This window comes from Streptomyces sp. NPDC002742 (genome assembly GCF_042888885.1).
GTDB lineage: Bacteria > Actinomycetota > Actinomycetes > Streptomycetales > Streptomycetaceae > Streptomyces.
The window spans coordinates 1-22,838 of record NZ_JBIAQF010000037.1 but is presented as its reverse complement, the minus strand read 5'-3'; the positions used below and the strand labels follow the sequence as shown (position 1 = coordinate 22,838).

Genomic DNA, 22,838 nt, shown 5'->3' with positions numbered 1-22,838 from the left:
ATTCAGCGGCGTACCGCCTGGTGCCTGCGCGTCAGCCACAGCACGCCCGCCGTGCCCGCGAGCACGACCGTGCCGCCGAGGGTGCCGAGCGCGATCACGGAGTCCTCGGGACCGGTCTGCGGGAGGGAACCACCGGAGTCGGTGCCGCTCTGGGCCCCGCTGGACCCGGAGGAGCCCGAGGAGCCCGAAGTCGACGAGCCCGAACCGCCGGCGGCCGTGACGTCGAGGGTGAGCGAGGGCTTGGGGCTGTTCGAGGGCGTGCACGTGGTCGTGGTGCCGAGCGCCTTGATGGTGAGGACGCCCGCGGTGAAGGTGACCTTGCCGGACTTCTTCGGCGTGTAGGTGCCGCTCAAGTCATTGATCTTGATGGGGGTGTTGGCGGGAATGGCGGCCGCGTTGGCCGGTCCGCTGACCGCCACCGTGCCGCTGTCCACGCCGCCCAGCTTGATGACGGCGCTCGGCGTCATCGCGCCCTTGCCGAGTTCGACCGGGCTGGAGGAGACACCCTTCTGCCAGGACATGGTGAGCTTGTAGGCGCTGCCGCTCTTGACGCCCTTGATGTCGATGGGCGAGACGGCGCTCTTGTCGCCGATCGGCGTCTTGCACTGGTAGTTGACGTCCACCACGTCGGCCTGGGCTGCGGGGGCGGCCATCAGCACCGCCGAGCCGGCCAGGGCCGCGGCGAACGCGAGCGCGGCGGTTCGTTTCTGGTACGTCCGGTACGACACGGGCCTGCCCCTCATTCCTGACGGCGTGCTCGGCATTTCCTGACGGAACATCAGATCGGCCGTCAAGGTACGCCCGGGGACTTGTGGAGGGAAGACAAAGCGCGCGCCGGATCCGTGGGGATCCGGCGCGCACCGGGTGACGCACGAAGAAGGGTTCGAACCGCGGGTAACCAAAGGCGGGTGCCTGGAGGGTCGTTCGCGAACACCGCCGGGGAAGGGCGCCCTGGAGCAAACCGCCGGCCGAACCGGCAGAACCGGCCGGGCGGTTCGCGTGGACGGTCCGGCAGGTCGAACCGGCGGGCGAGACCAAGTGGGCCGAGCGGGCAGGTCCCTCGGCCGGGCAGGGAACTCGGCAGACAGGCCGGCCGGACGGCCGGGCAGGGAACTCGGCAGACAGGCCGGCCGGACGGGATCAGCGGCGCGGACGGGCGGCCGGCGCAAGTGGGGCGAGCGGCTACGCCGGGGCGCCGAGCTCCGCCCACACCGTCTTGCCCGCGACTCCGGGCATCCGCAGGACCCCCCAGTCCAGGCAGAGCCGCTGCACGATGAACATGCCGTGGCCACCGGGGCGACCGGCGCGGTGCGGGGTGCGCGGGGCGGGCTGACCGGCCCCGCGGTCGGAGACCTCGATGCGCAGCACCTTGTTGTCGCAGGAGATCCGGAGTTCGTCCGGGCCCTCGGCGTGCAGACAGGCGTTGGTGACCAGCTCGGAGACGACCAGCAGGACGTCCTCGGCGGCCGCCCGCCGGTCGGCGCTCGCGGCGGGCAGCCAGCCCCAGGCGTACAGCGCCTGCCGGGCGAAGTCGCGGGCGAGCGGCACGACGCCGCTCTCGCCGTCGAGGCTCAGCCTGCGGGCCTGGCGGCCGACGGGCACGGGGGCAGCGCCGACCGGGGAGGCGCCGTCGACGGGCGTCGCGCCGTCCACGGGCGCCGCGCCGTCCACGGGCGCCGCGCTCCGCGCGGACACCGCGGAAGCGCCGCCGTCGCCCGACTCCGGACCGCGGTCGCCCGGCGAGCAAGGCCGGGTGGTGCTCATCAGCGCTTCACCTCACCGATTCACCGGTTCACGATTCAAGACTCTCAAGACTCAGTACGCAGTACTCAGTAAGCAGTGCTCAGTACGGATGGATCAACGGCTTTCGCCACGCGCGGATCACCGAAATCCGCCGCGTCGGCTGCCGGCATGTGCGCCGCCGACGCATCCAGGATGTCTCCTGCCCGACGGAACCGTCCGAACACCCACTTATTCGGCACGGAACCTGTGACGCGGGTAACGCGTCGATCACACAGGGGCATCTGGGACATTGACGGCACCATGACCAGAGGGCAGCCGGATCAGCCGGCCAGGGCCGCCTCGAGCGTGTCGTGCACGGTGAAGACGGCCTCCGCCCCGGTGATCTCGAAGACCCGGGCCACCACCGGCTGCATCGCCGCCAAGTGGACCCCGCCACCCGCGGCCTCGGCCTTCAGCCGGGCGCCGAGCAGCACATTGAGCCCGGTGGAGTCGCAGAACTCCAGACGGGAACAGTCGATGACGAGTCGCGCATACCCCTTTTCGAGGCACTCCTCGAGTGGCTCACGCAACAAATCGGCCGTGTGGTGATCGAGCTCACCCGCGGGGGTCACGACGGCACTTGTGCCCTCTTCCCGCACCTCGACAAGAAGCCGGCCAGACTGTGCGCTGCCGACTGTCCCGCGGTCCATTCCGTCTCTCTTCCGAGCGTCGCGACTGCTGATGTACGCACTCGAACACTACGCCTTCTCTACGACACCCGACACCCGAACAACCCCCCGAAAATGGACCTTTCGCCACAGAGGGCACTTGCGGCGAGTTCGGGAAACCGGGTAGGGCTAGTAGAGACACCTGTCCGACCCGGCCGGCTTTGGAGGCGCCGCACACCGCAGTGCACGTATCGGCATCGGCGGCCATATGCCGAGAACGATGGAGGACACCATGTCACCCCGGCTCGACGCATCCCAGACCCGGACGGCGATGTCGACACCTTCTCCGGAATCCCTGGAGCACGTCGACGGAACCGGAACCGACGGAGTCGACGAACTCACCGGACTCGCCGGACTTCCCGAGATCCCCCCGTACGACGAGGTGGGGCCGGTGGACGCACGGGCTCTGTCCAAGACACTCTTCGCGCGACTGGAGTCCCTCGAAGAGGGCACGCACGACCACGCGTACGTCCGCAACACACTCGTCGAACTCAACCTCGCGCTGGTGAAGTTCGCCGCCTCCCGCTTCCGCTCCCGCAGCGAGCCGATGGAGGACATCATCCAGGTCGGCACCATCGGCCTGATCAAGGCGATCGACCGGTTCGAGCTGAGCCGCGGGGTCGAGTTCCCCACCTTCGCGATGCCGACGATCATCGGCGAGATCAAGCGCTTCTTCCGCGACACCTCCTGGTCGGTGCGGGTGCCGCGCAGGCTGCAGGAGCTCCGGCTCGACCTGGCCAAGGCCGGCGACGAACTGGCCCAGCGCCTCGACCGCGCCCCGACCGTGAACGAGCTCGCGGAACGGCTCGGCATCAGCCGCGACGAGGTCGTCGAGGGCATGGCCGCGTCCAACGCCTACACGGCCAGTTCGCTGGACGCCCAGCCCGAGGAGGACGACTCCGAGGGCGCGCTCGCGGACCGCATCGGCTACGAGGACAACGGACTCGAAGGCATCGAGTACGTGGAGTCCCTCAAGCCGCTCATCGCGGAACTCCCGCAGCGCGACCGGCAGATCCTCTCGCTGCGGTTCGTGGCGAACATGACCCAGTCCGAGATCGGCGACGAACTCGGCATCTCCCAGATGCATGTCTCCCGGCTGCTGTCGCGCACCCTCGTGCGACTCCGGAAGGGCTTGACCGTCGAGGAGTGACAGGGCTCGGCGGCCCTTGAGGCCGCGCATCCGAGCGGTCCGGCGCCGGCAGCGCCGGACCGCTCCGCCGCTGCCCGCCCACCACGGTCTCCGTACGGGCCACCCTGGCCCGGTGTCCTTGCGGGCAGCCCGGGCCCGGCCCGCGTACCGGCCACCCCGGCCCGCGTACCTGCCACCCCGGCCCGTCTCCCGTCGGACAGCACGACCCGGCCCCTGCCAGCCACCCCGGTCCGCGGAGAAGTCCCGCGCCGCACAGGAAATCCCTCTGCCGCCCCGAGCAACCTCTGTGCCACACAGGCAAGTTCGGCGCCGCTCCGCGAGGAAATCCACTCATCAACTCTTTCCCCACAGGACCGTTCCCGCCACTATGGGCATCCCAAACTGGCTGGTACGTCAGGACGGGGCGAGTGGGGCACCAGGTGCGAGGAGGCGGACGAACATGGCGCAGGGCGACCCGGCCGACAGAGAGACCACGGCCGAGGGCAACGGGCTGCCCGCGGGGGCGTCCGACGCGCGGCTGACCGAACTGCTGCGCGGCGGTACCTCGACCGCGTACGCCGCCCTCCAGGAGCTCCGCGGACGCCACCGCGCCTCGGTCCTCGCCTACGCCCGGCTGTGCACCACCGGCGAGTCCGGGGCCGGACAGCTCGCGGCGCAGACGTTCACCCTGGCGGCCCGCGAGACAGCGCGCGGCATCGACCCGAACGTCCCGTGGCGGCACCAACTCCTGCTGCTGGCCGGACGGGTGGCCGCCTCATGGGCCCGGGACCAGCGGGCCGCGGGCCTCGACCCCGGTCTGCTCCTCGTCCTCAGCACAGCGGGCCCCGCCGGTCCCGTCCCGTCCCTGCTCCCCGCGTTCCAGTCCCTTCCGACCCGTGCCCAGGGACTCATCTGGTACGCGGTCGTGGAGCGCGAGCCCGCACAACGGACGGGGGTCCTGCTCGGCCTCAGTCCCGAGGACATCACGTACGGCACGGACCAGGCGCTCCAGTCCCTGGGCCAGGCCTGTCTCAAGTCCCGGCTCGCCGCCTCCGACGATCCGCGCTGCGGAGACTTCCGCCGGCTGATCGAGGAGTCGGTGCGGCCCGACAACCCCCGCTCCAGCACCGACCTGCACGCCCACATGGCGCGCTGCGCGTACTGCTCGACCGCGTACGGGGAACTGACCGCCCTGCGCGACCATCCGCGCTCCGCGCTGGCCGAGGGCCTGCTGCCGTGGGCGGGGACGGCGTACGTCACGGACGACGTGCCCGGGGCAGGTCCCCTCCCGCCCGGACCCATCACCGGCTCAAGGGCGTCGGTGCTGCCCTGGCCGCCGTCCCGCCGGTTCGTCCTGACCTCCGCGGCAGCGCTCGGCGTGGCCCTGGCGCCGGTCCTGTTCCTGATGCTCTCCACGGGCGGCACACCCTCCGCGGACGCGGCGGGCTCGGTCTCCACGCCGTCGGGCCCGCCTCCGGTGACCGTCACGGCCACGGTCCCGGTCACCCCGTCGGCCCCCACGCCGTCGGCCTCGCCCTCGCCCTCGGCGACCTCCGCGTCGCCCTCCCCGGCCCATAGTTCGGCGCCGCCGAAGTCACCGAGCCCGAAGCCGACCCCGACCGTCGCGTTCCGCCCGCCGGGCAGCGCCTACGCCCAGGTGGTGAACGTGGCCTCGGGCCTGTGCCTGGACATCCGCGACGGCGATCTGACGAAAGGCACGGACGTCGTCACGGCGCCGTGCGACTCCTCCTCCACCCAGCGCTGGCGCGTCGACGCCGGCAGCGGTTCCCTCCGGTCCGCCGCCGACGACAGCTTCTGCTTGGACAGCCGTGGCTCCGTCGAGAAGGGCGTGGGCATCTGGGAGTGCTCCTCGCTCGACGGCGACCACGCCGACAACCTGCGGTTCACCGTCGACGGGGACGGCGTCATCCGCCCGGCCGTGGCCATCGAGACGGCGGTCACACCGGACGGCGACGGCGGACTGTCCCTGGTGCCGCTGAACGGGGGTACCGGCCAGCGCTGGCGCGCGGGCACCAGCTGACGGACCCTCCGGATCCCGTCCGGATCCCGCCGGCCAACCCCCTCGGACAGCCCGAGCCCGCACTCGGACCCGCGCTGGGCGCACCCTCGAACCCACTGGGCCCGCACCCTCGAACCAGCAGACCCGCACCCTCAGACCCACTGGACCCGCGCCCTCGCCCGTTCGGCCCGCCGCCCGTCAGGCCCCCTGGACCCGCACCCTCTGACCGGCAGACCCGCCGCCCGTCAGGCCGCGGGTCCACGGACCGCCGGATCCTCAGACCTCGCGGACGCCGCGCCGCCAGACGCCGGTGACCAGCGGGACGCCCGGACGGTAGGCCAGGTGGACATGGCTGGGAGCGTCCAGCAGGGCCAGGTCCGCGTAGGCGCCCGGCGCCAGACGGCCGACGTCGTCCCGGCGCAGGGCCTTCGCGCCGCCCGCGGTCGCCGACCACACGGCCTCGTCGGGGGTCATCCGCATGTCCCGCACCGCGAGCGCGACGCAGAAGGGCACGGACGACGTGAAGGACGAGCCGGGATTGCAGTCGGTGGACAGCGCGACCGTGACGCCCGCGTCGATGAGCCGACGGGCGTTCGGCCACTCGGCGCGGGTGGAGAACTCGGCGCCGGGGAGCAGGGTCGCCACGGTGTCGCCGCTCGCGAGGGCGTCGACGTCCGCGTCCGTCAGGTGCGTGCAGTGGTCGGCGCTCGCCGCGTCCAGCTCGACGGCGAGCTGGACTCCGGGGCCGTACGAGAGCTGGTTGGCGTGCACCCGAGGGTGCAGTCCCTTCGCCTTGCCGGCCGTGAGGATCGCCCGCGCCTGGTCGCCGTCGAAGGCGCCCTTCTCGCAGAAGACGTCCACCCAACGGGCGTACGGGGCGCAGGCGTCGAGCATCTCGCCGGTGACCAGCGCGACATAGCCGGCCGGGTCGTCGGCGTAGTCCGGCGGGACGATGTGCGCGCCGAGGTAGGTGACCTCGTCGGTGTGCGAGGCGGCGATGCGCAGCGCGCGGGCCTCGTCCTCGACGGTCAGGCCGTAGCCCGACTTGGTCTCGAAGGTCGTGGTGCCCTGGCGGAGGGCTTCGCGCAGGTAGCGCGTGAGGTTGTGCTCCAGTTCCTCGTCGGAGGCGGCGCGGGTGGCGGCGACGGTGGTGCGGATGCCGCCCGCGCTGTACGCGCGGCCCGACATCCGGGCGTTGAACTCCTGGGTGCGGTCACCGGCGAAGACGAGGTGCGAGTGGGAGTCGACGAAGCCCGGGATCACCGCGCGGCCACCGGCGTCGACCCGGTTGTCAGTGGCGGGTGCTTTGCTTGATTCACCGGTCCACGCGACGCGGTCGCCGTCGATGACGAGCGCCGCGTCCTGGATCAGACCGAGCGGGGATCCGTCACCTTGGGAGGGATCGTTGGTGACCAGACTGGCGATGTTGGTGATGACGGTCGTGCTGCTCATGGCGTCCTCAGGGGTGGCGGGACTGCTGGTGGGCGGCGTCGGGCGCGCGAGGTCGCGCCCGTGTCCGGGGGTCAGGAGCGCAGGGCTTGGACGGCGTCCGCGAGAGCTGCCGGCACATCCGGTACGAGGGTGTGCGCGCCGTCGCGTACGACGTGCCTGCCCGCCACGACCGTGTGCCGGACATCGGCGGCCGTGGCCGCGAATACGGCCGTCTCGGCGCCGAGGCGTGGCACCGGCCCCGCTGTTCTGACCGAGTCGAGGGCGATCGTCGTGAAGTCGGCGAGCGCGCCCGTCTCGATGCTGCCCGCGTCGTCCCAGCCGAGGGCGGCGTGGCCGTCGGCGGAGGCGGCGCGCAGCAGGGCGGCGGCCGTCCAGTGACCGCGGGTGCGGGTGCGCAGCCGCTCGTTCAGCTCCATCGCGCGGGCCTCTTCGAGGAGGTCGATGACGGCGTGGCTGTCGGAGCCGAGCGAGAGGGGTGAGCCCGCGCGCTGGAGGGCGACGGCGGGGCCGATGCCGTCGGCGAGGTCGCGTTCGGTGGTCGGGCACATGCAGGTGCCGGTGCCGGAGCCGCCGAGCAGGGCGATGTCCTCGTCCGTGAGGTGCGTGTTGTGGACGCCGGTGGTGCGCGGGCCGAGGACCCCGTGGTCGGCGAGCAGCCGGGTGGGCGTGCAGCCGTGGGCGGCGAGGCAGGCCTCGTTCTCCGCCGTCTGCTCGGACAGGTGCACATGGAGCGGGGCGCGCCGCTCCTCGGCCCAGCGCGCGACCGTGGCGAGCTGTCCGGCGGGCACGGCCCGTACGGAGTGGATCGCCGCACCGATCCGTGCGTGATCCCGGTCCTTGAGAAGTGAAGAGCGTTCCGCCCAGGCGTCGGCGGTGCCGTCGGAGAAGCGCCGCTGGTGCGGGTTGGGCGGCTGCCCGAAGCCGGAGGAGAGGTAGGCCGTGTCGAGCAGGGTGATGCGGATCCCGGCGTCGTCGGCGGCGGCGATGAGTGCCTCGCCCATGGCGTTGGGGTCGGCGTAGGGGGTGCCGTCGTGGGCGTGGTGCACGTAGTGGAACTCGCCCACGGCGGTGACTCCGGCCATCGCCATCTCCGCGTACACCGCGCGGGCCAGCGCGTGGTAGGTCTCCGGGGTCAGCCGGTCCGCGAAGGAGTACATGAGCTCGCGCCAGGTCCAGAAGGTGCCGGAGCCGACCTGGACGGTGCCGCGCAGGGCGCGGTGGAAGGCGTGCGAGTGGGCGTTGGCGAGGCCCGGGAGGGTGAGTCCGCGGAGGATCTCGGCGCCCGGCGGCGGGGTGTCGACGCCCGTGCGGACGTCGGTGACGCGGCCCCGCGCCCCGGCTTCGGAGCCGCCGGTCGACACGGTCACGGCGACGCCCGGCTCGACGTTCGTGTCGAGCCAGGCGTGTTCCAGCCAGTACGTCTGCGTCACCTGCAGGCCAGCCCTTCGAGTACGTCGGCGAGTGCGGTCACCCCGGCCACGCAGTCGTCCTCGGCGGCGTACTCGGCCGGGGAGTGCGAGACGCCCGTGGGGTTGCGTACGAACAGCATGGCGGTCGGGACGGTGCCGGAGAGGATTCCGGCGTCGTGTCCGGCACCCGTCCCCAGAACGGGGACGCTCAGTACGGCGTCCCGCTCCTTGCCCAGGATGCGGGCGAGTTCGTCACGCAGGGCGTGCTCGAACTCGACGACGGGGGTGAACGACTCGCGGACCACGTCGAGTTCGACGCCCTGCGCGTCCGCGTACTCGCGGGCCGCCTTCTCGACGCCGGTGACGACCGTGTCGAGGGTCGCCTGGTCGGCGGCGCGGGAGTCGAGCCAGCCGCGCACGAGGGAGGGGATGGCGTTCACGCCGTTCGGCTCGACCGCGATCTTGCCGAACGTGGCGACGGCGCCCGCGAGCCGGGCCTCGCGGCGGGCGGCGAGGACGGTCTCTGCGTACGGCAGCATCGGGTCGTGGCGGTCCACGAGCCGGGTCGTGCCGGCGTGGTTGGCCTCGCCCCGGAAGTCGAAGCGCCAGCGGCCGTGCGGCCAGATGGCGCTGGCGATGCCGACCTGGTCGCCGCCGATGTCGAGGGCGCGGCCCTGCTCGACGTGCAGTTCGACGAAGGCGCCGATCCGGCCGAGCCGCTCGGGGTCGGGGCCGATGGTGCCGGCGTCGTACCCGGCGCGCTCCATGGCCTGCGGCAGGGTGATGCCGTCGGCGTCGGTCAGGAGGTGCGCCTGCTCGACGGTGAGCCGGCCGGCGGCCAGCCGGGAGCCGACGCAGGCGAGGCCGAACCGTGCGCCCTCCTCGTCACCGAAGTTGACGATGGCGAGGGGCTTGGTGAACTCCACGCCGCGGGAGCGGAGTTCGTCGAGCGCGGCGAAGGAGGAGACGACACCGAGGGGACCGTCGAAGGCTCCGCCGTCGGGCACGGAGTCCAGGTGGGACCCGGTGACCACGGCGTCCCCCGCCATGGGGTCGCCGAGCCAGGCCCACTGGTTGCCGTTGCGGTCGAGCTCGTAGGTGAGCCCGCGGGACTCTGCCTGCTGCCGGAACCAGGCCCGGCATTCGGTGTCGGCCCCGGTCCAGGCGAACCGGCGGTAGCCGCCGGAGGCGGAGCTGCGGCCGATCGGCAGCAGCTCCGCCCACATGCTGTGGAACGTCACGCGGTGCCGCCCTCGTCGCCTTCGCGCATCGGGATGCGCACACCGCGCTCGTCCGCGACGGACTCGGCGATGTCGTAGCCGGCGTCGACGTGACGGATGACGCCCATGCCGGGGTCGTTCGTCAGGACGCGGCGGATCTTCTCGCCGGCGAGCTTGGTGCCGTCGGCGACGGAGACCTGGCCCGCGTGGATGGAGCGGCCCATGCCGACGCCGCCGCCGTGGTGGATGGAGACCCAGGAGGCGCCGGAGGCGACGTTCACCATGGCGTTGAGCAGCGGCCAGTCGGCGATCGCGTCGGAGCCGTCGAGCATGGCCTCGGTCTCGCGGTACGGGGAGGCGACGGAGCCGCAGTCGAGGTGGTCGCGGCCGATGGCGAGGGGCGCGGCGAGTTCGCCGGAGGCCACCATGTCGTTGAAGCGCTCGCCGGCCTTGTCCCGCTCGCCGTAGCCGAGCCAGCAGATACGGGCGGGCAGGCCCTGGAAGTGGACGCGCTCGCCGGCCAGCTTGATCCAGCGGTGCAGGGACTCGTTCTCGGGGAAGAGGTCGAGGATCGCCTTGTCGGTCTTGTGGATGTCGGAGGCCTCGCCGGACAGGGCCGCCCAGCGGAAGGGGCCCTTGCCCTCGGAGAAGAGCGGGCGGATGTAGGCGGGGACGAAGCCGGGGAAGGCGAAGGCGCGGTCGTAACCGGCGAGCTGGGCCTCGCCGCGGATGGAGTTGCCGTAGTCGAAGACCTCGGCACCGGCGTCCATGAAGCCGACCATGGCCTCGACGTGCTTCGCCATGGACTCGCGGGCGCGGGTGGTGAAGCCCGCCGGGTCCTTGGCGGCCGCGTCGGCCATGTCGTCGAAGTCCACGCCGACGGGGAGGTAGGCGAGCGGGTCGTGGGCCGAGGTCTGGTCGGTCACGATGTCGATGGGGGCGCCCTCGGCGAGCATGCGGGGAAGCAGCTCCGCCGCGTTGCCGAGCAGGCCGATGGAGAGCGGCTTGCGCTGGTCGCGGGCCTCGACGGCGAGCTGGAGCGCGTGCTCCAGGGAGTCGGCGCGCACGTCCAGGTAGCGGTGCTCGATGCGGCGCTCGATGGCGCGCGGGTCCACGTCGATGCAGATCGCGACGCCGTCGTTCATCGTCACGGCGAGCGGCTGGGCGCCGCCCATGCCGCCGAGGCCGGCGGTCAGCGTGATGGTGCCGGCGAGGGTGCCGCCGAACTTCTTCGCGGCGACGGCGGAGAAGGTCTCGTAGGTGCCCTGGAGGATGCCCTGGGTGCCGATGTAGATCCAGGAGCCGGCGGTCATCTGGCCGTACATGGTGAGGCCGAGCTGCTCCAGGCGCCGGAACTCCTCCCAGTTGGCCCAGTCGCCGACCAGGTTGGAGTTGGCGATGAGGACGCGCGGGGCCCACTCGTGGGTCTGCATGACGCCGACGGGGCGGCCGGACTGGACGAGCATCGTCTCGTCCTGCTTGAGCGTGCGCAGCGTGCGGACCATGGCGTCGAAGGAACGCCAGTCGCGGGCGGCCTTGCCGGTGCCGCCGTAGACGACGAGCTTGTCGGGGTGCTCGGCGACCTCGGGGTCGAGGTTGTTCTGCAGCATCCGCAGGGCGGCTTCCTGCTGCCATCCCAGGGCGCTCAGTTCCGTACCGCGCGGCGCTCGGACGGGGCGGGGTCCTGACATGGTCTGCCTCCTAGCGAACTGTTGCTATAGATATTCACATCTTCGCTCTTTGAATAGAGCTAGTCAAGAGGCGCACGGCCCCGCACGCGCTTCTCACTGATGTTTGGCTGGGACGCATGGGCGCAGACATGGACAGGGCAGGAGATCCGGCGGGAGACGGGACGAGTGGGGCCGCGATTCCGTCCGTTCCGTCGCCAGGGGCTTCGAGGACACCTTCGGGCGGCACGACGGTGAACGCGGTCGGGGGAACGGGCGACGGCGGAACGGCGGACGGTGGCCGGCCACCAGGCCGGCCACCAGGCCGGGACCGGGACCGGACAGCGGGCCAGGACCGGGACCGGACCGCGGACGAGGGCGAGGGCGAGGGCAGCGGCATGGGCAGACATGGGAGCGCGCCGGACCCCGAACCGGGGTCCGAACCCGAGCCGGACTTCGAGCGGGTCTCCCGGCGGGACCACGCCGTGCGTGCCGCCGTGGAACAGGGCCTCCTCACCCCGGACCACCCCATCGTCGCGCTCCTGGACGTCCCCGGCATCCGGGCCTCGGCCGCCGCGCTGCGCGCCGCCTTCGACGCGGTGACCGCTCCCGGCACTCCCGTGCTGCACGCCTTCGCGGTGAAGGCGACGCCCCTCGTGCCCGTACTGCGGCTGCTGCGCGAACAGGGCATCGGTGCGGAGGTGGCGAGCCCCGGAGAGCTCGCGCTCGCCCGCGCGGCCGGAATCCCGCCCACCCGGACCGTGCTCGACTCACCGGCCAAGACACTCGCCGAACTGCGCGAGGCGCTGGCACTGGGCGTCGCGGTGAACGCGGACAGCCCGCAGGAGCTGGGCCGCATCGAGGCGATCGTCCGCTCGGCGGCCACCGGCTCCCCCGTCGGACTCCGGGTGAACCCGCAGATCGGCGGGGGTTCGATCGAGGCGCTGTCCACGGCTACGGCGACCTCCAAGTTCGGGGTGGCGCTGCGGGACGAGGGGGCCCGCGCGTGGATCGTGCGGGCGTACGCCGACCGCCCCTGGCTGACCCGGCTGCACGCACACTCGGGCTCACAGGGCATGCCGCTCTCCCTGATGGCGCGGGGCGTGGCGGAGACGTACGCGCTGGCGGAGGAGATCAACCGGCACGTCGGGCGGCGGCAGGTCGACACGATCGACATCGGCGGCGGGCTGCCGGTCGACTTCGGCTCCGACGCGACGGCACCGACGTACGAGCGGTACGCGCGGCTGCTCGCCGAGATGGTGCCGGGACTGTTCGACGGACGGTACGGGCTGGTCACGGAGTTCGGACGGTCACTGCTCGCCAAGCACGGGACGGTACTGGCGCGGGTCGAGTACACGAAGTCCGCCGGGGGCCGGGCGGTCGCGGTCACCCATGCCGGGGTGCAGGTGGCGACCCGTACGGTGTACGCGCCGACGGCCTGGCCGCTGCGGATCGCCGCGTACGACGCGAAGGGCCGGCCGAGGACCGGGCCGGACGTCGTCCAGGACGTCGCGGGCCCCGCCTGCTTCGCGGGCGATCTGCTGGCGGAGGGCCGCGCGCTGCCGCTGCTCGAACAGGGCGACCACGTGGCCGCCCTGGACACCGGAGCGTACTTTTTCGCCCACCACTACGCGTACAACTCCCTTGCCCGTCCCGGCGTCTACGGCTTCGCACCGGCCGGCGACGACGGCAGGGGAGGCGCGGGCGGCGTGCGTTTCGCGGTCGTACGGGAGCCGCAGACCCTGGACGAGATCGTCGCGGAGTCGGGCGGCGCGCACGGCCCGTCGCTCATCGCGCTGTAGCCGCCGCCGTCCCCGTCAGGCTTCGGGGCGCACGCGACACTGCGTGCGCCTCATCGCACCCGCGAGCGCCTCTGTCACACCCCCCAGGGCAGCACAAACCGGCCACGGGCGCTGTCGATGCGCCGGAGAATGTGGTCAGTTGACCCACCTTAGTCATCGTGGGCATGTTCCACAGGAAAATGCCCGATCACTCCCTTCCCGTGCACACAGTGCGTAACTTCGGCGTCACTCGGCCGAACCCTTTGGCGGGAGGGGAGACACGGTGCCCGGAATCGACGAGTGCCTGCTGGAAGCCATGACACTGCCCGGTGCGCGGGGTGCCTCGGTGGTCGACTGGACCAGCGGCCTGGCCCTGGGCACGGTGGGCGACGCGCCGGGCGACGACCACGAGACGACCGCGGCGGAGGCCGCCGAGCTGGCCCGGCTCGCCGCGGAGAACCGCTCGTTCGCCCCCAAGGGCGGCTCCGACTGGTCCGAGTGGTCCGACCAGGAGACCCCGATCGAAGACCTGATCATCAGCAACCGCGACAGCTACCACGTCCTGCGTTTCGTCCGCACCACCTTCGACAGCAGCGTGTTCCTGCACCTGTGGCTGGGCCGCTCGGACGGCAATCTCGCCCTGGCACGTATCCGGCTCGGCGAGATGGCCGGACGGCTGGTGCTCGTATGACCACCGTCAGGACACCTCCTCCGCCCCGGCTCCCGGTGCGGGACAGGGCGCCGGGCGCCGCGGCCGGCGCCTCGCCGATGCTCGGCCGACTCGCCGAGGAGCGGGCCACCGGCGTCCTCATCCGCGAGCGCGGCACCCTCTATCTCGCCGACGGCGAGGTCGTGCACGCCGAGAGCCCGGCCACTCCCGGGCTCGACGTGCTGTTCTCCGTCCGTGGCGTGCTGGACGCCGAAGTGTGGCAAGAAGCGGTCGCCGCGGCCGGGGCGCGCCGCCGGGTCGGCCGGTTCCTCATCGACAGCGGGTGGATCGCGGAGGGCGCGCTGGAACTGTGCCACCTCGGCTCCCTGTACGACGCGGCGTACTTCGTACTCGGCCCGAGCAGCACCCCGAGCCGCTTCCGCTACGGCGCCGCGCACTGGTTCGGCCCGCTCCGCCCCGTCCCCGTGGCCGCGCTGGAGCGCGAGACGGTGCGCCGGCGCGAACTGCTGCACCGCATATGGCCCGACCCGGCGACCGACACCGCGCCGATCCGGCGCGCCCTGCTCGCCGCGGGGCCGACGGTGCCGCTGCGCCAGGAGGCCGTCCTCGGCCGGGTGGACGGCGTCCGCACGGCGGCGGACGTGTCCCTCGCGCTGGGGCGGCCCGCCTTCCACACGCTCGTCGACCTGCGCCGACTCGCCGCCGCCGGACTCGTGACGGCCGCTCCGGCACCGCAGCCGCTCCCCCCGCCCAGCGTGCTCACCCAGACCTCCACCGATCCCGACGTCGCGTTGCTGCGACGACTCAGAGACGCGCTGGAGGCCTTGTGAGTCCCAACCCGCGGGAGGCCTTGTGATCCGCGCGCTACGACAGCGTGCCGAGAGGAGACTGCTGATGGCGGCGGAACCCGAAGTCCTCGACGAACTCCATCGGTTGAGGGCCCGCGTGCCCCAGCTGACCGGAGCGCTCGCGGCCAGCGCCGACGGTCTCGTCCTCGCCCACGACACGCCCGGTGTGGAGCCGGACGGCCTGGCCGCGCTCACCGCAGCCGCGCTCGGGGTCGCCATTCGGATGGCCGAGGCCACCGGGCACGGCGACCTGCGTGAGCTGCTGGTCCGCGGCGTGCACGGCTATGTGGCGACCTACGCGGCAGGCGGCTCGGCCGTCCTGACGCTGCTGGCACAGGACCGGGTCAACGTCGGCCGGCTGCACCTGGAGGGGCGGCGTTCCGGCACCCGGATCGGGGAGCTCGTCGACGCCGCCACCGCGCGCGGCGAGCTGGCCGCCGACCCGCCCAAGACGTCCGCGAAGCCCTCGCCGGGCACGTCGCGCACTCGCACGGCGCGCGGCACGACCGCCGCGCGCCCCACTTCTACCCCAGCCACCAACCACCCGAGAACATCAGAGAGTTGAAGGAGCACAGCATCATGACGAACACCGAGACCGCGCTCAAAGAGGCACTGGCGTCCATCGAGGGCGCGACCGGAGCCGCCCTCGTCGACTACACCAGCGGAATGGCGCTGGGCACGATCGGTGGCAGCAAGAGCTTCGACCTCACCGTCGCGGCCGCCGGCAACACGGACGTCGTCCGCGCCAAACTCCGCACCATGGAGCACCTGGGCCTGAAGGGCGATATCGAGGACATCCTGATCACGCTCTCCGACCAGTACCACCTGATCAGGCTGATGAAGGGCCGCGGCGGGAACGGTCTGTTCCTGTACCTGGTGCTCGACCAGAAGCGGGCCAACCTGGCGATGGCCCGGCACCAGCTCAAGCGGATCGAGACCGACCTGGAGGTTTAGTTCCGTTCCGCTCAGCGACGTCGCGCCCCGCCGGGCGCGGCGTCGCCCGCCGCCACTCCGGTGGCCCGGACGGCCCGGACCGGCTTGCCCACGGGGGCACCGGCGCGCGGCCCGAGCCAGTCCACCCGCACCCAGATCAGCGCCTGCTCGGCCCGCTCCAGACGCCCGAGCCGGCCGGCCTTCAGCCACAGTCCGACGCCCGCGCCGGCGAGGAGCATGCCGCCCGCGGCGGGCACGGCGAGCGAGCTGCCCAGCGCGGCCGCGAAGGCGAGGAGCAGCCACCAGCGGTGGCCCCGGCGCCAGTTGCGCACGGTCACGGCACGGTCCTGGAGCACGTCGTGCTTACCGGCCCGGGCGGCGGAGCGGACCAGGGCGGCGTACCGCTTCCCTCGCCAGTACGGCACCACGGCCGCCGCGACGAGAAACAGCGCGGCCCCCGCCATGACGCCGATCCTGCGCCCCGTCAGTCCGGGGAACACCACCCCGATTGCGGCGGCCACCACCCCGCACCACCACAACGGTGCGGCTCCCGCCCGCACCACGACGGCCATCCGGGCCAATCCCTGTCCTCCGCGCGCCATCATCTGCCTCCCGTCTCAGCGCCTGCCCGCCCACGGGTACGTCGCCGACCGCCGCCGCGCCCGTGTGTCTCTGGGCGCGCAGGCTAGCCACGGAAGGTGAGACGAGTCTGAGAAACGCCCGAATTGATGCTGCGGCGCCTACTCGACGAACAGTCCCCGCACCGCTGCCCGCGCGTCGAACTGCTCCAACCGCGCCTGCGCGTCCGGCAGGTCGTCGCACATGGCCTCCAGCAGAACGCGGCCCAGCAGCATCGGCGCGCACGCCGTGTCGAAGGCGAGACCGGTGCCGACGGCGGCGGGGAGCAGCAGGTCGGACACCTTCGCCACCGGCGCGAACGCGGAGTCCGCGACCGTGACGACGGTCAGCCCGGCCTCCTTCGCGTGGCCGAGGGCGTCGACGACCTCCCGCGGGTGCCGGGGCAGCGCGAAGCACAGCAGGGCCGTCGCCCCGGCCCGGACGGCGGCGTCGATGCGGTCCTGGAGCATCGTGCCGCCCTCGTGCAGCAGCCGTACGTCGGGGTGCACCTTGGCGGCGAAGTAGGCGAAGCCGTAGGCCTGGGAGGCGGCGGCGCGCAGCCCGAGGACGGGCAGCGGACGGGACGCGGCCAGCAGGCGCCCCGCCCTCGCGACCGGGCGCGGATCGGCGAGCACCGCGGCGAGGTGGCGCAGGTTCTCGATCTCGGCCTCGACGGCCTGCTGGTACTCGTTGTAGGAGGTGGTGTCGGTGACCGGTTCGGCGGGCGCGACCTCGCGCAGGTGCTTGCGCAGCGCGGGGTAGCCGTCGAAGCCCAGGGCGACCGCGAAGCGGGTGACCGAGGGCTGGCTGACGCCGGCGAGTTCGGCGAGTTCGACGCTGGACAGGAACGGAACGTCGGCCGCGCGCCGCACCATGCTGTGGGCGATGCGCCGCTGGGTCGGCGTGAGCCGGCGCCCCTCGAAGAGGGCCTGGAGCCGCCCGGCGGGACTGTCGCTCACACCCGCGTCGCTCTCCACGCCGCCGTTCTCCATCACCTCGCCGTTCTCCGTCACCTCGCCGCTCCCTGTCACCTCGCCGTCCCCGTTCCTGTCGCCGTGCCCGTTCCGGTGGCTGCCCCCGGCCCTGTCGCTGCCCGTGCTCATGACGTGCTTCCCCTCCAGATGTCCGTGAACCGGTCGAGCAGTGCGGCGGCCGCCGTCACATCGTCCGTGAGCGGCCGGTCGGCCTGCTCCGCGTCGAGCACCGCCTCGGCAAGTTCCAGTGCGCGCCCGGCCGGCAGCTCCGGGTCGGGCCGCAGATCGCGCTGGCGCAGCGCGCGTACCGCGGCGACCAGTTCGCAGCCGACGACGAGACGGTACGCACCGCACGCCCGCAGCGTCTGGCGTGCGGCGAGCGAGGCGAAGCTCGCCTGTTCCTCGACGCCCCGGGAGAGTACAGCGTGGCCGAGCGAGGCGGGCGCGGAGAAGGCCCGCAGGTCACCGAGTGCGGCACCGGCGGCGTACTCCAGGATCATCACGCCGGAGGACGCCGGTTCGTGGTCGGCGAGGAAGGGGCGCAGCCGGGTGTAGGCGGGTTCGTTGAGGGTGGACAGGCGGGAGGTGGACAGCCGCGCCACCTGGGTGACGGCGAGCCTGAAGTGGTCCAGCGCGAGGCCGAGTTGGGCTTGGTAGAAGCCGCCGTGGTGATAGGCGGCCATGTCCTCGGGCGAGATGAGGGGGTTTTCCGCGGCGGCGTTGATCTCCACCGCGAGGACCGCCTCCAGCGCGTCCGCCGCGTCGTGCGCCGGGCCGTGGATCTGCGGGAGGCAGCGGAAGCCGTACGGGTCCTGGATCCGCCCGAGCGGTGCTGTGGGCCGGTCCGCGGCGCCGATCAACTCCCGCATCCGGCGCGCCACTTCGACGGACCCTCGGTGCGGCCGGGCGGCGTGCACGGGCGCCGCGTACGCCTCGTGGGACCCGTCGACCGCCAGCAGCGACAGGGCCGCGACGACCTGCGTGGCACCGATCAGCCCGCGCAGTTCGTGCAGCGCGAGCGCGGCCTGCCCGAGGGTGAGCGCGTTGCTGCTGATGAACGCGAGCGCGTCGTTGTTGTCGAGCGCCTGCGGCTCGGGCGCCGCACCCCGGCGGGTCCGCGTACCACCCGGTCCCCCACCGCCCGGCGCCACCGAGCCGTCCGCACCCCGCCGGGACCACTCCCCCGCCCGTGGGCCCCGGGCGCTCGGGGCCCCGACGGCCGCCCTGTCCGCTTCCACCCCGCCGGACCGCGCGAGCGAACCGTCCGGCCCCCTCCACGGGTGCTCCCCCGCGAGGGCCAGGCCCACCTGGGCCAGGGCGGCGATGTCCCCGGTGCCGACCGAGCCGAACTCGTTGACGACCGGGTGGGCGCCGCTCTCCAGCGCCTCGCACAGCGCCGTCACGACGGTGGGCCGCAGTCCCGCGCCGCCCGCCAGGAGCTGGTTCGCGCGGACGGCGAGCATCGCGCGGACCTGCCGGGCGGGCAGTTCCTCGCCTATGGCGCCGGCATGGCTGCGCAGCAGGCGCAGGCCGTGGTCGGCGGCGGCCTCGGTCGGCACGTCCTCGTTCCGGTTCGCGCCGACTCCGGTGGAGCGGCCGTAGACGCGGCCGGTGGCGGCGATCCGCCGGGCGGCGCACCAGGACTCCTCGACCCGCTTCATGGCATCCGTGCCGGGGACCGGCCGGGCGGCCCCGTCGGCGAGCCGTACGACGTCGTCGACGCCGGTGCCGCGACCGTCCAGGACCACGAGCGCGACGTCCGCCGGAGGCGTCACCGCACACGACGTGCCCAGGATCCGGGACGACACCACGCGCACACCCTTCTATTCAGATACCGAGAACTCTGCATGACGATATGCAGACCGGGCAAGGGGCACCGGCCGGGGGTTCGGCCCAGCCGCGACAGGGGGGCTATCCCCAGTGCCATGCGGCCCTCGGCTGCCTAACGTGAAGTGCATGACCGGTATGGAAGCCCGCCATGACGACGCGGAACTGAAGAAGGAACTCAACGCCACCCTGCACGCGCGCAGGGAACTCGGCGACGAGTACGAGTCCGCGCTGGTCGACTCGTTCCTGGAGAAGGTCGAGCAGCGCCTCGACGGCGCCGTGGACCGCCGGGTGCGGCGCCAGCTCGCCGAACAGCAGATGGTGGTGGCGCGCGGCGCGCGTTCGCCCCAGTCGTCCGACTCCTGGGGCGAGCGTTTCGGCTTCGGGATCGTCTCGCTCGTCCTCGCGGTCCCGCTGTCCGCGATCGGTGGCGGAGTCGCGCACCTGCCCGGCCTGCTCGTCGCCTGGGCCGGCATCGTCGGAGTGAACGTGGTCCAGGCGGCGCGCATCTCGCCGGGCTTCTTCGGCCGCCGGGGGCGCCGGTCGGAGTCGGACTGGGAGGACTAGGCACCGCCGCGAAACCCCGCCCGTCGCCCGGCGCGGACACCCGTACCGGGAACGGGCGTCCGCGCGGCCCGTACGGCGCACGAAAGGGCCCGGCACTCGAGACGAGTGCCGGGCCCTTCGACGTGTTGCGCGGGGACCGCCGCACCCCCGATACCGGGGGGCGGGACGACGGCGGTCCCCGCGAGCGACGCGGGCCGGGTCAGGACCGGGCTTGCGCGTCCAGGCGTCCATGGAGGTCCGGGAGCCGCTCCGGAGGTCCTTGGCGCCGTTCTGTCGTCGGCCGGGGCGGGGAGCCGCTCCCGCCCTGCCGACACCCACTAATGTGCCGGACCCGTGTTAAGCGGGTGCTGCGCGGACGTGACGCGCTCGTACCACTTCCGCGAAGTTCACCTCGGCCTGGGCCTGAAGATCCACACGGATCCGACACTTCGAACAAATTTCCTGCGTCGACCTCTGACGACCGAACGTTGTGCGCCCGGCACGACCCCTGACCGCCACCCGTGCGCCCCGGACCACCGCCCGGCGCGCACCCCGACCGCCGCCCGGGGCCTCCGCGCTTTCCCGCGGGCCCCGGCAGTCACGCGGCGGTCACGCGGGCGGTCACGCCCTGATGCCGCCCTTGGCCAGGAAGGACAGCAGGTCCTGCCGGCTGACGACCCCGGTGGGCTTGCCCTCGACGAGCACGATCGCGGCGTCGGCGCGACCCAGCACGGACATCAGGTCGGCGACCGGCTCGCCGGAACCGACCTGCGGCAGCGGCGACGACATGTGCTTCTCCAGCGGGTCCTCCAGCGAGGCCCGCTTGGTGAACAGCGCGTCGAGGAGCTCACGCTCCACGACCGACCCGATGACCTCGGCGGCCATCACGTCCGGGTGACCGGCGCCGGGCTTGACGATCGGCATCTGCGAGACGCCGTACTCGCGCAGCACCTCGATCGCCTCACCGACGGTCTCCTCCGGGTGCATGTGGACGAGCGAGGGGATCGCACCCGCCTTGTCGTTCAGCACGTCGGCGACCCGGGCGCTCGGGCCGGTGTCCTCCAGGAAGCCGTAGTCGGCCATCCACTCGTCGTTGAAGATCTTGCTGAGGTATCCGCGCCCGCTGTCGGGGAGCAGCACGACCACGACGTCGTCGGGGCCGAGGCGCTCGGCGACCCGCAGTGCGGCGACCACGGCCATGCCGCAGGAGCCGCCGACGAGCAGCCCCTCCTCCTTGGCCAGCCGGCGGGTCATCTGGAAGGAGTCCTTGTCGGACACGGCGACGATCTCGTCCGCGACCGTACGGTCGTACGCGGTCGGCCAGAAGTCCTCACCGACGCCCTCGACGAGGTAGGGCCGGCCCGAACCGCCGGAGTACACGGACCCCTCCGGGTCGGCGCCGACGACCTGCACCTTTCCGTCGCTGGCGTCCTTCAGGTACCGGCCGGTACCTGAGATGGTGCCGCCGGTCCCCACACCCGCGACGAAGTGGGTGATCTTCCCCTCCGTCTGCTCCCACAGCTCGGGGCCGGTCGAGTGATAGTGCGAGAGGGGGTTGTTCGGGTTGGAGTACTGGTCCGGCTTCCAGGCTCCCGGGGTCTCCCGGACCAGCCGGTCGGAGACGTTGTAGTACGAGTCCGGGTGCTCGGGGTCGACGGCGGTGGGGCAGACCACAACCTCGGCCCCGTACGCGCGCATCACGTTGATCTTGTCGGTGGAGACCTTGTCGGGGCACACGAAGATGCACTTGTACCCCTTCTGCTGCGCCACGATGGCGAGCCCGACACCGGTGTTCCCGCTGGTCGGCTCGACGATCGTGCCGCCGGGCTTGAGGTCGCCGCTCTCCTCCGCGGCCTCGATCATGCGCATGGCGATGCGGTCCTTCACGGAACCGCCGGGGTTGAAGTACTCAACCTTCGCCAGGACGGTCGCCTGGATGCCCGCGGTCACGTTGTTGAGTCTCACCAGCGGGGTGTTGCCGACGAGACTGATCATCGAGTCGTGGAATTGCACCGTTGTCTCCGGAGCTGCGTTTTCAACAGGAATGGTCCCGTCAGCCTACGGCCCTGAACAGTCGTTCACGCGCCGTTGAGATTGGCCCACCCGCTGTTCGGGGCAAGCAGTGGTTGTACGGCTACAAGGAGGTGGCGGCGACGGATGTCGAGCTTGTCGAGGGCGAGGGTGGCCCGGCGGATCGCTGCGGGCGCGGCGTACGGCGGGGGCGGTGTCGGACTGGTGGGTGCGGCGGCCGTCGGCCTCGTGCTGGCCGAGGTGCAGCTGGCGAAACGGCACGTGGGCAACGGGCACGCTCCCTACGCCCCGCGCGCGGACGGTCTCTACGGGTACGACTACGCCGGTGCCTCCCCTGACGAACCCCCGCTGCGCCTGACGATGCTCGGCGACTCGACGGCCGCGGGACAGGGGGTGCGCCGGGCCCGCCAGACGCCGGGCGCGCTGCTGTCCTCCGGGCTCGCGGCGGTGGCCGAGCGGCCGGTGGAGCTGTGCAACGTGGCGCTGCCCGGCGCCCAGTCGGACGACCTGGACCGCCAGGTCGCGCTCGCCCTCACGGACACCTCGCGGCTGCCCGACGTCTGCGTGATCATGATCGGGGCGAACGACGTGACGCACCGGATGCCGCCGACGCGCTCCGTACGCCACCTGTCCGCGGCGGTACGCAGGCTGCGCACGGCCGGTGCGGAGGTGGTCGTAGGCACCTGTCCCGACCTGGGCACGGTCGAGCAGGTCCAGCAGCCGCTGCGCTGGCTGGCGCGGCGCGCGTCCCGCCAGCTGGCCGCCGCCCAGACGATCGGGACGGTCGAGCAGGGCGGCCGCACCGTGTCGCTCGGCGACCTGCTGGGCCCGGAGTTCGAGGCGAACCCGCGCGAGCTGTTCGGCCCGGACCACTACCACCCCTCGGCGGAGGGGTACGCCACCGCGGCCATGGCGCTCCTGCCCACGGTCTGCGCGGCACTCGGCCTCTGGCCGGCCGAGGAGGAGCGTCCGGACGTCTCGCGGAACGAGGGATTCCTGCCGGTCGCCCGTGCGGCCGCGGAGGCCGCCTCCGAGCCCGGCACCGAGGTCGCCGCCGCCATTCCCACCGGCCCCCGGGGGCCCTGGGCCCTCCTCAAACGCCGCCGCCGCCAACGCCTCCCCGCAACAGACCCGGCCCCGACCCCGACCCCGTCCCCCTGACTCTTTGGGGGGGTGCCTCTATGTCCTTCGTCAAGGCCGTGCTGGTCATGCAGGGGTGGTTTCGGGGAGGCGGGGTTCGTAGAAGGTGCCGTCTCGGAGCAT

20 protein-coding genes are annotated in these 22,838 nt (G+C 72.7%); 9 read left to right on the top strand and 11 right to left on the bottom strand.

The annotated features are described in order from the left end of the window. Positions 1-2: 2 nt before the first annotated feature. The 3 genes from ACFYW8_RS39725 to ACFYW8_RS39715 all read right to left on the bottom strand — a co-directional run bounded on the left by ACFYW8_RS39725 (position 3) and on the right by ACFYW8_RS39715 (position 2,432). Positions 3-743, bottom strand: coding sequence for an LPXTG cell wall anchor domain-containing protein (locus tag ACFYW8_RS39725; RefSeq protein WP_389090515.1), 741 nt, complete (start codon positions 741-743; stop codon positions 3-5). Between the two features lie 439 nt (positions 744-1,182). Further along, positions 1,183-1,764 carry an ATP-binding protein gene (locus ACFYW8_RS39720; protein WP_389090512.1) on the bottom strand — a complete coding sequence of 194 codons (582 nt, stop codon included), beginning with the start codon at positions 1,762-1,764 and terminating at the stop codon, positions 1,183-1,185. A gap of 299 nt (positions 1,765-2,063) precedes the next feature. After that, entirely contained in the window at positions 2,064-2,432 is a 369-nt protein-coding gene (locus tag ACFYW8_RS39715; protein WP_389090509.1) for an STAS domain-containing protein, read from the bottom strand. A 238-nt stretch (positions 2,433-2,670) separates the two neighbouring features. Between ACFYW8_RS39715 and ACFYW8_RS39710 the strand changes: the two genes are divergently transcribed. Together ACFYW8_RS39710 and ACFYW8_RS39705 are read left to right on the top strand one after the other, a co-directional pair. Then, a complete protein-coding gene (locus ACFYW8_RS39710) occupies positions 2,671-3,600 on the top strand; it encodes an RNA polymerase sigma factor SigF (RefSeq protein WP_365880603.1) in 930 nt (309 codons plus the stop codon). A 439-nt stretch (positions 3,601-4,039) separates the two neighbouring features. Then, positions 4,040-5,620, top strand: coding sequence for a ricin-type beta-trefoil lectin domain protein (locus ACFYW8_RS39705; protein ID WP_389090505.1), 1,581 nt, complete (start codon positions 4,040-4,042; stop codon positions 5,618-5,620). A 255-nt stretch (positions 5,621-5,875) separates the two neighbouring features. Here ACFYW8_RS39705 and hutI read toward each other — a convergent pair whose 3' ends face one another. From hutI to hutU, 4 genes are all read right to left on the bottom strand, one after another. Next, entirely contained in the window at positions 5,876-7,051 is a 1,176-nt protein-coding gene (hutI, locus tag ACFYW8_RS39700; RefSeq protein WP_389090501.1) for an imidazolonepropionase, read from the bottom strand. A 71-nt stretch (positions 7,052-7,122) separates the two neighbouring features. Further along, a complete protein-coding gene (locus tag ACFYW8_RS39695) occupies positions 7,123-8,481 on the bottom strand; it encodes a formimidoylglutamate deiminase (RefSeq protein WP_389090498.1) in 1,359 nt (452 codons plus the stop codon). Beyond that, positions 8,478-9,701 carry an allantoate amidohydrolase gene (locus ACFYW8_RS39690; RefSeq protein WP_389090495.1) on the bottom strand — a complete coding sequence of 408 codons (1,224 nt, stop codon included), beginning with the start codon at positions 9,699-9,701 and terminating at the stop codon, positions 8,478-8,480. The genes ACFYW8_RS39695 and ACFYW8_RS39690 overlap by 4 nt, the downstream gene beginning before the upstream one ends. Next, positions 9,698-11,371 (bottom strand): urocanate hydratase, encoded by a 1,674-nt coding sequence (gene hutU, locus ACFYW8_RS39685; protein WP_389090492.1) that lies wholly within the window; start codon positions 11,369-11,371, stop codon positions 9,698-9,700. Before hutU ends, ACFYW8_RS39690 begins: the two co-directional genes overlap by 4 nt. Positions 11,372-11,745: 374 nt before the next feature. Here hutU and ACFYW8_RS39680 point away from each other — a divergent pair, with 374 nt between their 5' ends. The 5 genes from ACFYW8_RS39680 to ACFYW8_RS39660 all read left to right on the top strand — a co-directional run bounded on the left by ACFYW8_RS39680 (position 11,746) and on the right by ACFYW8_RS39660 (position 15,600). Beyond that, positions 11,746-13,149, top strand: coding sequence for a diaminopimelate decarboxylase (locus tag ACFYW8_RS39680; protein ID WP_389090489.1), 1,404 nt, complete (start codon positions 11,746-11,748; stop codon positions 13,147-13,149). Between the two features lie 262 nt (positions 13,150-13,411). After that, on the top strand, positions 13,412-13,819 hold the full coding sequence (locus ACFYW8_RS39675) for a hypothetical protein (RefSeq protein WP_365880589.1): 408 nt from the start codon (positions 13,412-13,414) through the stop codon (positions 13,817-13,819). Beyond that, entirely contained in the window at positions 13,816-14,628 is an 813-nt protein-coding gene (locus ACFYW8_RS39670) for a transcriptional regulator (RefSeq protein ID WP_389090484.1), read from the top strand. Before ACFYW8_RS39675 ends, ACFYW8_RS39670 begins: the two co-directional genes overlap by 4 nt. Before the next feature lie 64 nt (positions 14,629-14,692). Next, positions 14,693-15,211: a roadblock/LC7 domain-containing protein gene (locus ACFYW8_RS39665; protein ID WP_389090481.1), complete on the top strand. Its 519-nt coding sequence runs from the start codon at positions 14,693-14,695 to the stop codon at positions 15,209-15,211. A gap of 14 nt (positions 15,212-15,225) precedes the next feature. Then, positions 15,226-15,600 carry a hypothetical protein gene (locus tag ACFYW8_RS39660; RefSeq protein ID WP_261704015.1) on the top strand — a complete coding sequence of 125 codons (375 nt, stop codon included), beginning with the start codon at positions 15,226-15,228 and terminating at the stop codon, positions 15,598-15,600. Between the two features lie 11 nt (positions 15,601-15,611). Here the strand turns inward: ACFYW8_RS39660 and ACFYW8_RS39655 are convergent, their stop codons facing one another. The 3 genes from ACFYW8_RS39655 to ACFYW8_RS39645 form a co-directional block, all read right to left on the bottom strand. Beyond that, entirely contained in the window at positions 15,612-16,181 is a 570-nt protein-coding gene (locus ACFYW8_RS39655) for a hypothetical protein (protein WP_389090476.1), read from the bottom strand. A gap of 138 nt (positions 16,182-16,319) precedes the next feature. After that, on the bottom strand, positions 16,320-17,189 hold the full coding sequence (locus ACFYW8_RS39650; RefSeq protein WP_389090639.1) for a MurR/RpiR family transcriptional regulator: 870 nt from the start codon (positions 17,187-17,189) through the stop codon (positions 16,320-16,322). A 107-nt stretch (positions 17,190-17,296) separates the two neighbouring features. Next, positions 17,297-18,982, bottom strand: a complete 1,686-nt coding sequence (locus ACFYW8_RS39645) for an aromatic amino acid ammonia-lyase (RefSeq protein ID WP_389090473.1) — start codon at positions 18,980-18,982, stop codon at positions 17,297-17,299. 145 nt (positions 18,983-19,127) lie between these two features. Between ACFYW8_RS39645 and ACFYW8_RS39640 the strand changes: the two genes are divergently transcribed. Next, positions 19,128-19,565 carry a hypothetical protein gene (locus ACFYW8_RS39640; protein WP_365880581.1) on the top strand — a complete coding sequence of 146 codons (438 nt, stop codon included), beginning with the start codon at positions 19,128-19,130 and terminating at the stop codon, positions 19,563-19,565. A 600-nt stretch (positions 19,566-20,165) separates the two neighbouring features. Here the strand turns inward: ACFYW8_RS39640 and ACFYW8_RS39635 are convergent. Further along, positions 20,166-21,557 carry a cystathionine beta-synthase gene (locus ACFYW8_RS39635; RefSeq protein ID WP_389090468.1) on the bottom strand — a complete coding sequence of 464 codons (1,392 nt, stop codon included), beginning with the start codon at positions 21,555-21,557 and terminating at the stop codon, positions 20,166-20,168. A gap of 144 nt (positions 21,558-21,701) precedes the next feature. On the opposite strand from ACFYW8_RS39635, the gene ACFYW8_RS39630 reads away from it, so the two are divergent. Then, entirely contained in the window at positions 21,702-22,736 is a 1,035-nt protein-coding gene (locus ACFYW8_RS39630) for an SGNH/GDSL hydrolase family protein (protein ID WP_389090465.1), read from the top strand. Positions 22,737-22,838 lie beyond the last annotated feature (102 nt).

Bases quoted from the DNA above. Each gene is read 5' to 3' on its own strand.
- ACFYW8_RS39665 (WP_389090481.1), top strand. From the start codon at position 14,693: ATGGCGGCGGAACCCGAAGTCCTCGACGAACTCCATCGGTTGAGGGCC.
- ACFYW8_RS39680 (WP_389090489.1), top strand. From the start codon at position 11,746: ATGGGCAGACATGGGAGCGCGCCGGACCCCGAACCGGGGTCCGAACCC.
- ACFYW8_RS39720 (WP_389090512.1), bottom strand. From the start codon at position 1,764: ATGAGCACCACCCGGCCTTGCTCGCCGGGCGACCGCGGTCCGGAGTCG.
- ACFYW8_RS39650 (WP_389090639.1), bottom strand. From the start codon at position 17,189: ATGGAGAACGGCGGCGTGGAGAGCGACGCGGGTGTGAGCGACAGTCCC.
- hutI (WP_389090501.1), bottom strand. From the start codon at position 7,051: ATGAGCAGCACGACCGTCATCACCAACATCGCCAGTCTGGTCACCAAC.
- ACFYW8_RS39725 (WP_389090515.1), bottom strand. From the start codon at position 743: ATGAGGGGCAGGCCCGTGTCGTACCGGACGTACCAGAAACGAACCGCC.
- hutU (WP_389090492.1), bottom strand. From the start codon at position 11,371: ATGTCAGGACCCCGCCCCGTCCGAGCGCCGCGCGGTACGGAACTGAGC.
- ACFYW8_RS39715 (WP_389090509.1), bottom strand. From the start codon at position 2,432: ATGGACCGCGGGACAGTCGGCAGCGCACAGTCTGGCCGGCTTCTTGTC.
- ACFYW8_RS39655 (WP_389090476.1), bottom strand. From the start codon at position 16,181: ATGGCGCGCGGAGGACAGGGATTGGCCCGGATGGCCGTCGTGGTGCGG.
- ACFYW8_RS39710 (WP_365880603.1), top strand. From the start codon at position 2,671: ATGGAGGACACCATGTCACCCCGGCTCGACGCATCCCAGACCCGGACG.
- ACFYW8_RS39660 (WP_261704015.1), top strand. From the start codon at position 15,226: ATGACGAACACCGAGACCGCGCTCAAAGAGGCACTGGCGTCCATCGAG.
- ACFYW8_RS39705 (WP_389090505.1), top strand. From the start codon at position 4,040: ATGGCGCAGGGCGACCCGGCCGACAGAGAGACCACGGCCGAGGGCAAC.
- ACFYW8_RS39670 (WP_389090484.1), top strand. From the start codon at position 13,816: ATGACCACCGTCAGGACACCTCCTCCGCCCCGGCTCCCGGTGCGGGAC.
- ACFYW8_RS39640 (WP_365880581.1), top strand. From the start codon at position 19,128: ATGACCGGTATGGAAGCCCGCCATGACGACGCGGAACTGAAGAAGGAA.
- ACFYW8_RS39630 (WP_389090465.1), top strand. From the start codon at position 21,702: ATGTCGAGCTTGTCGAGGGCGAGGGTGGCCCGGCGGATCGCTGCGGGC.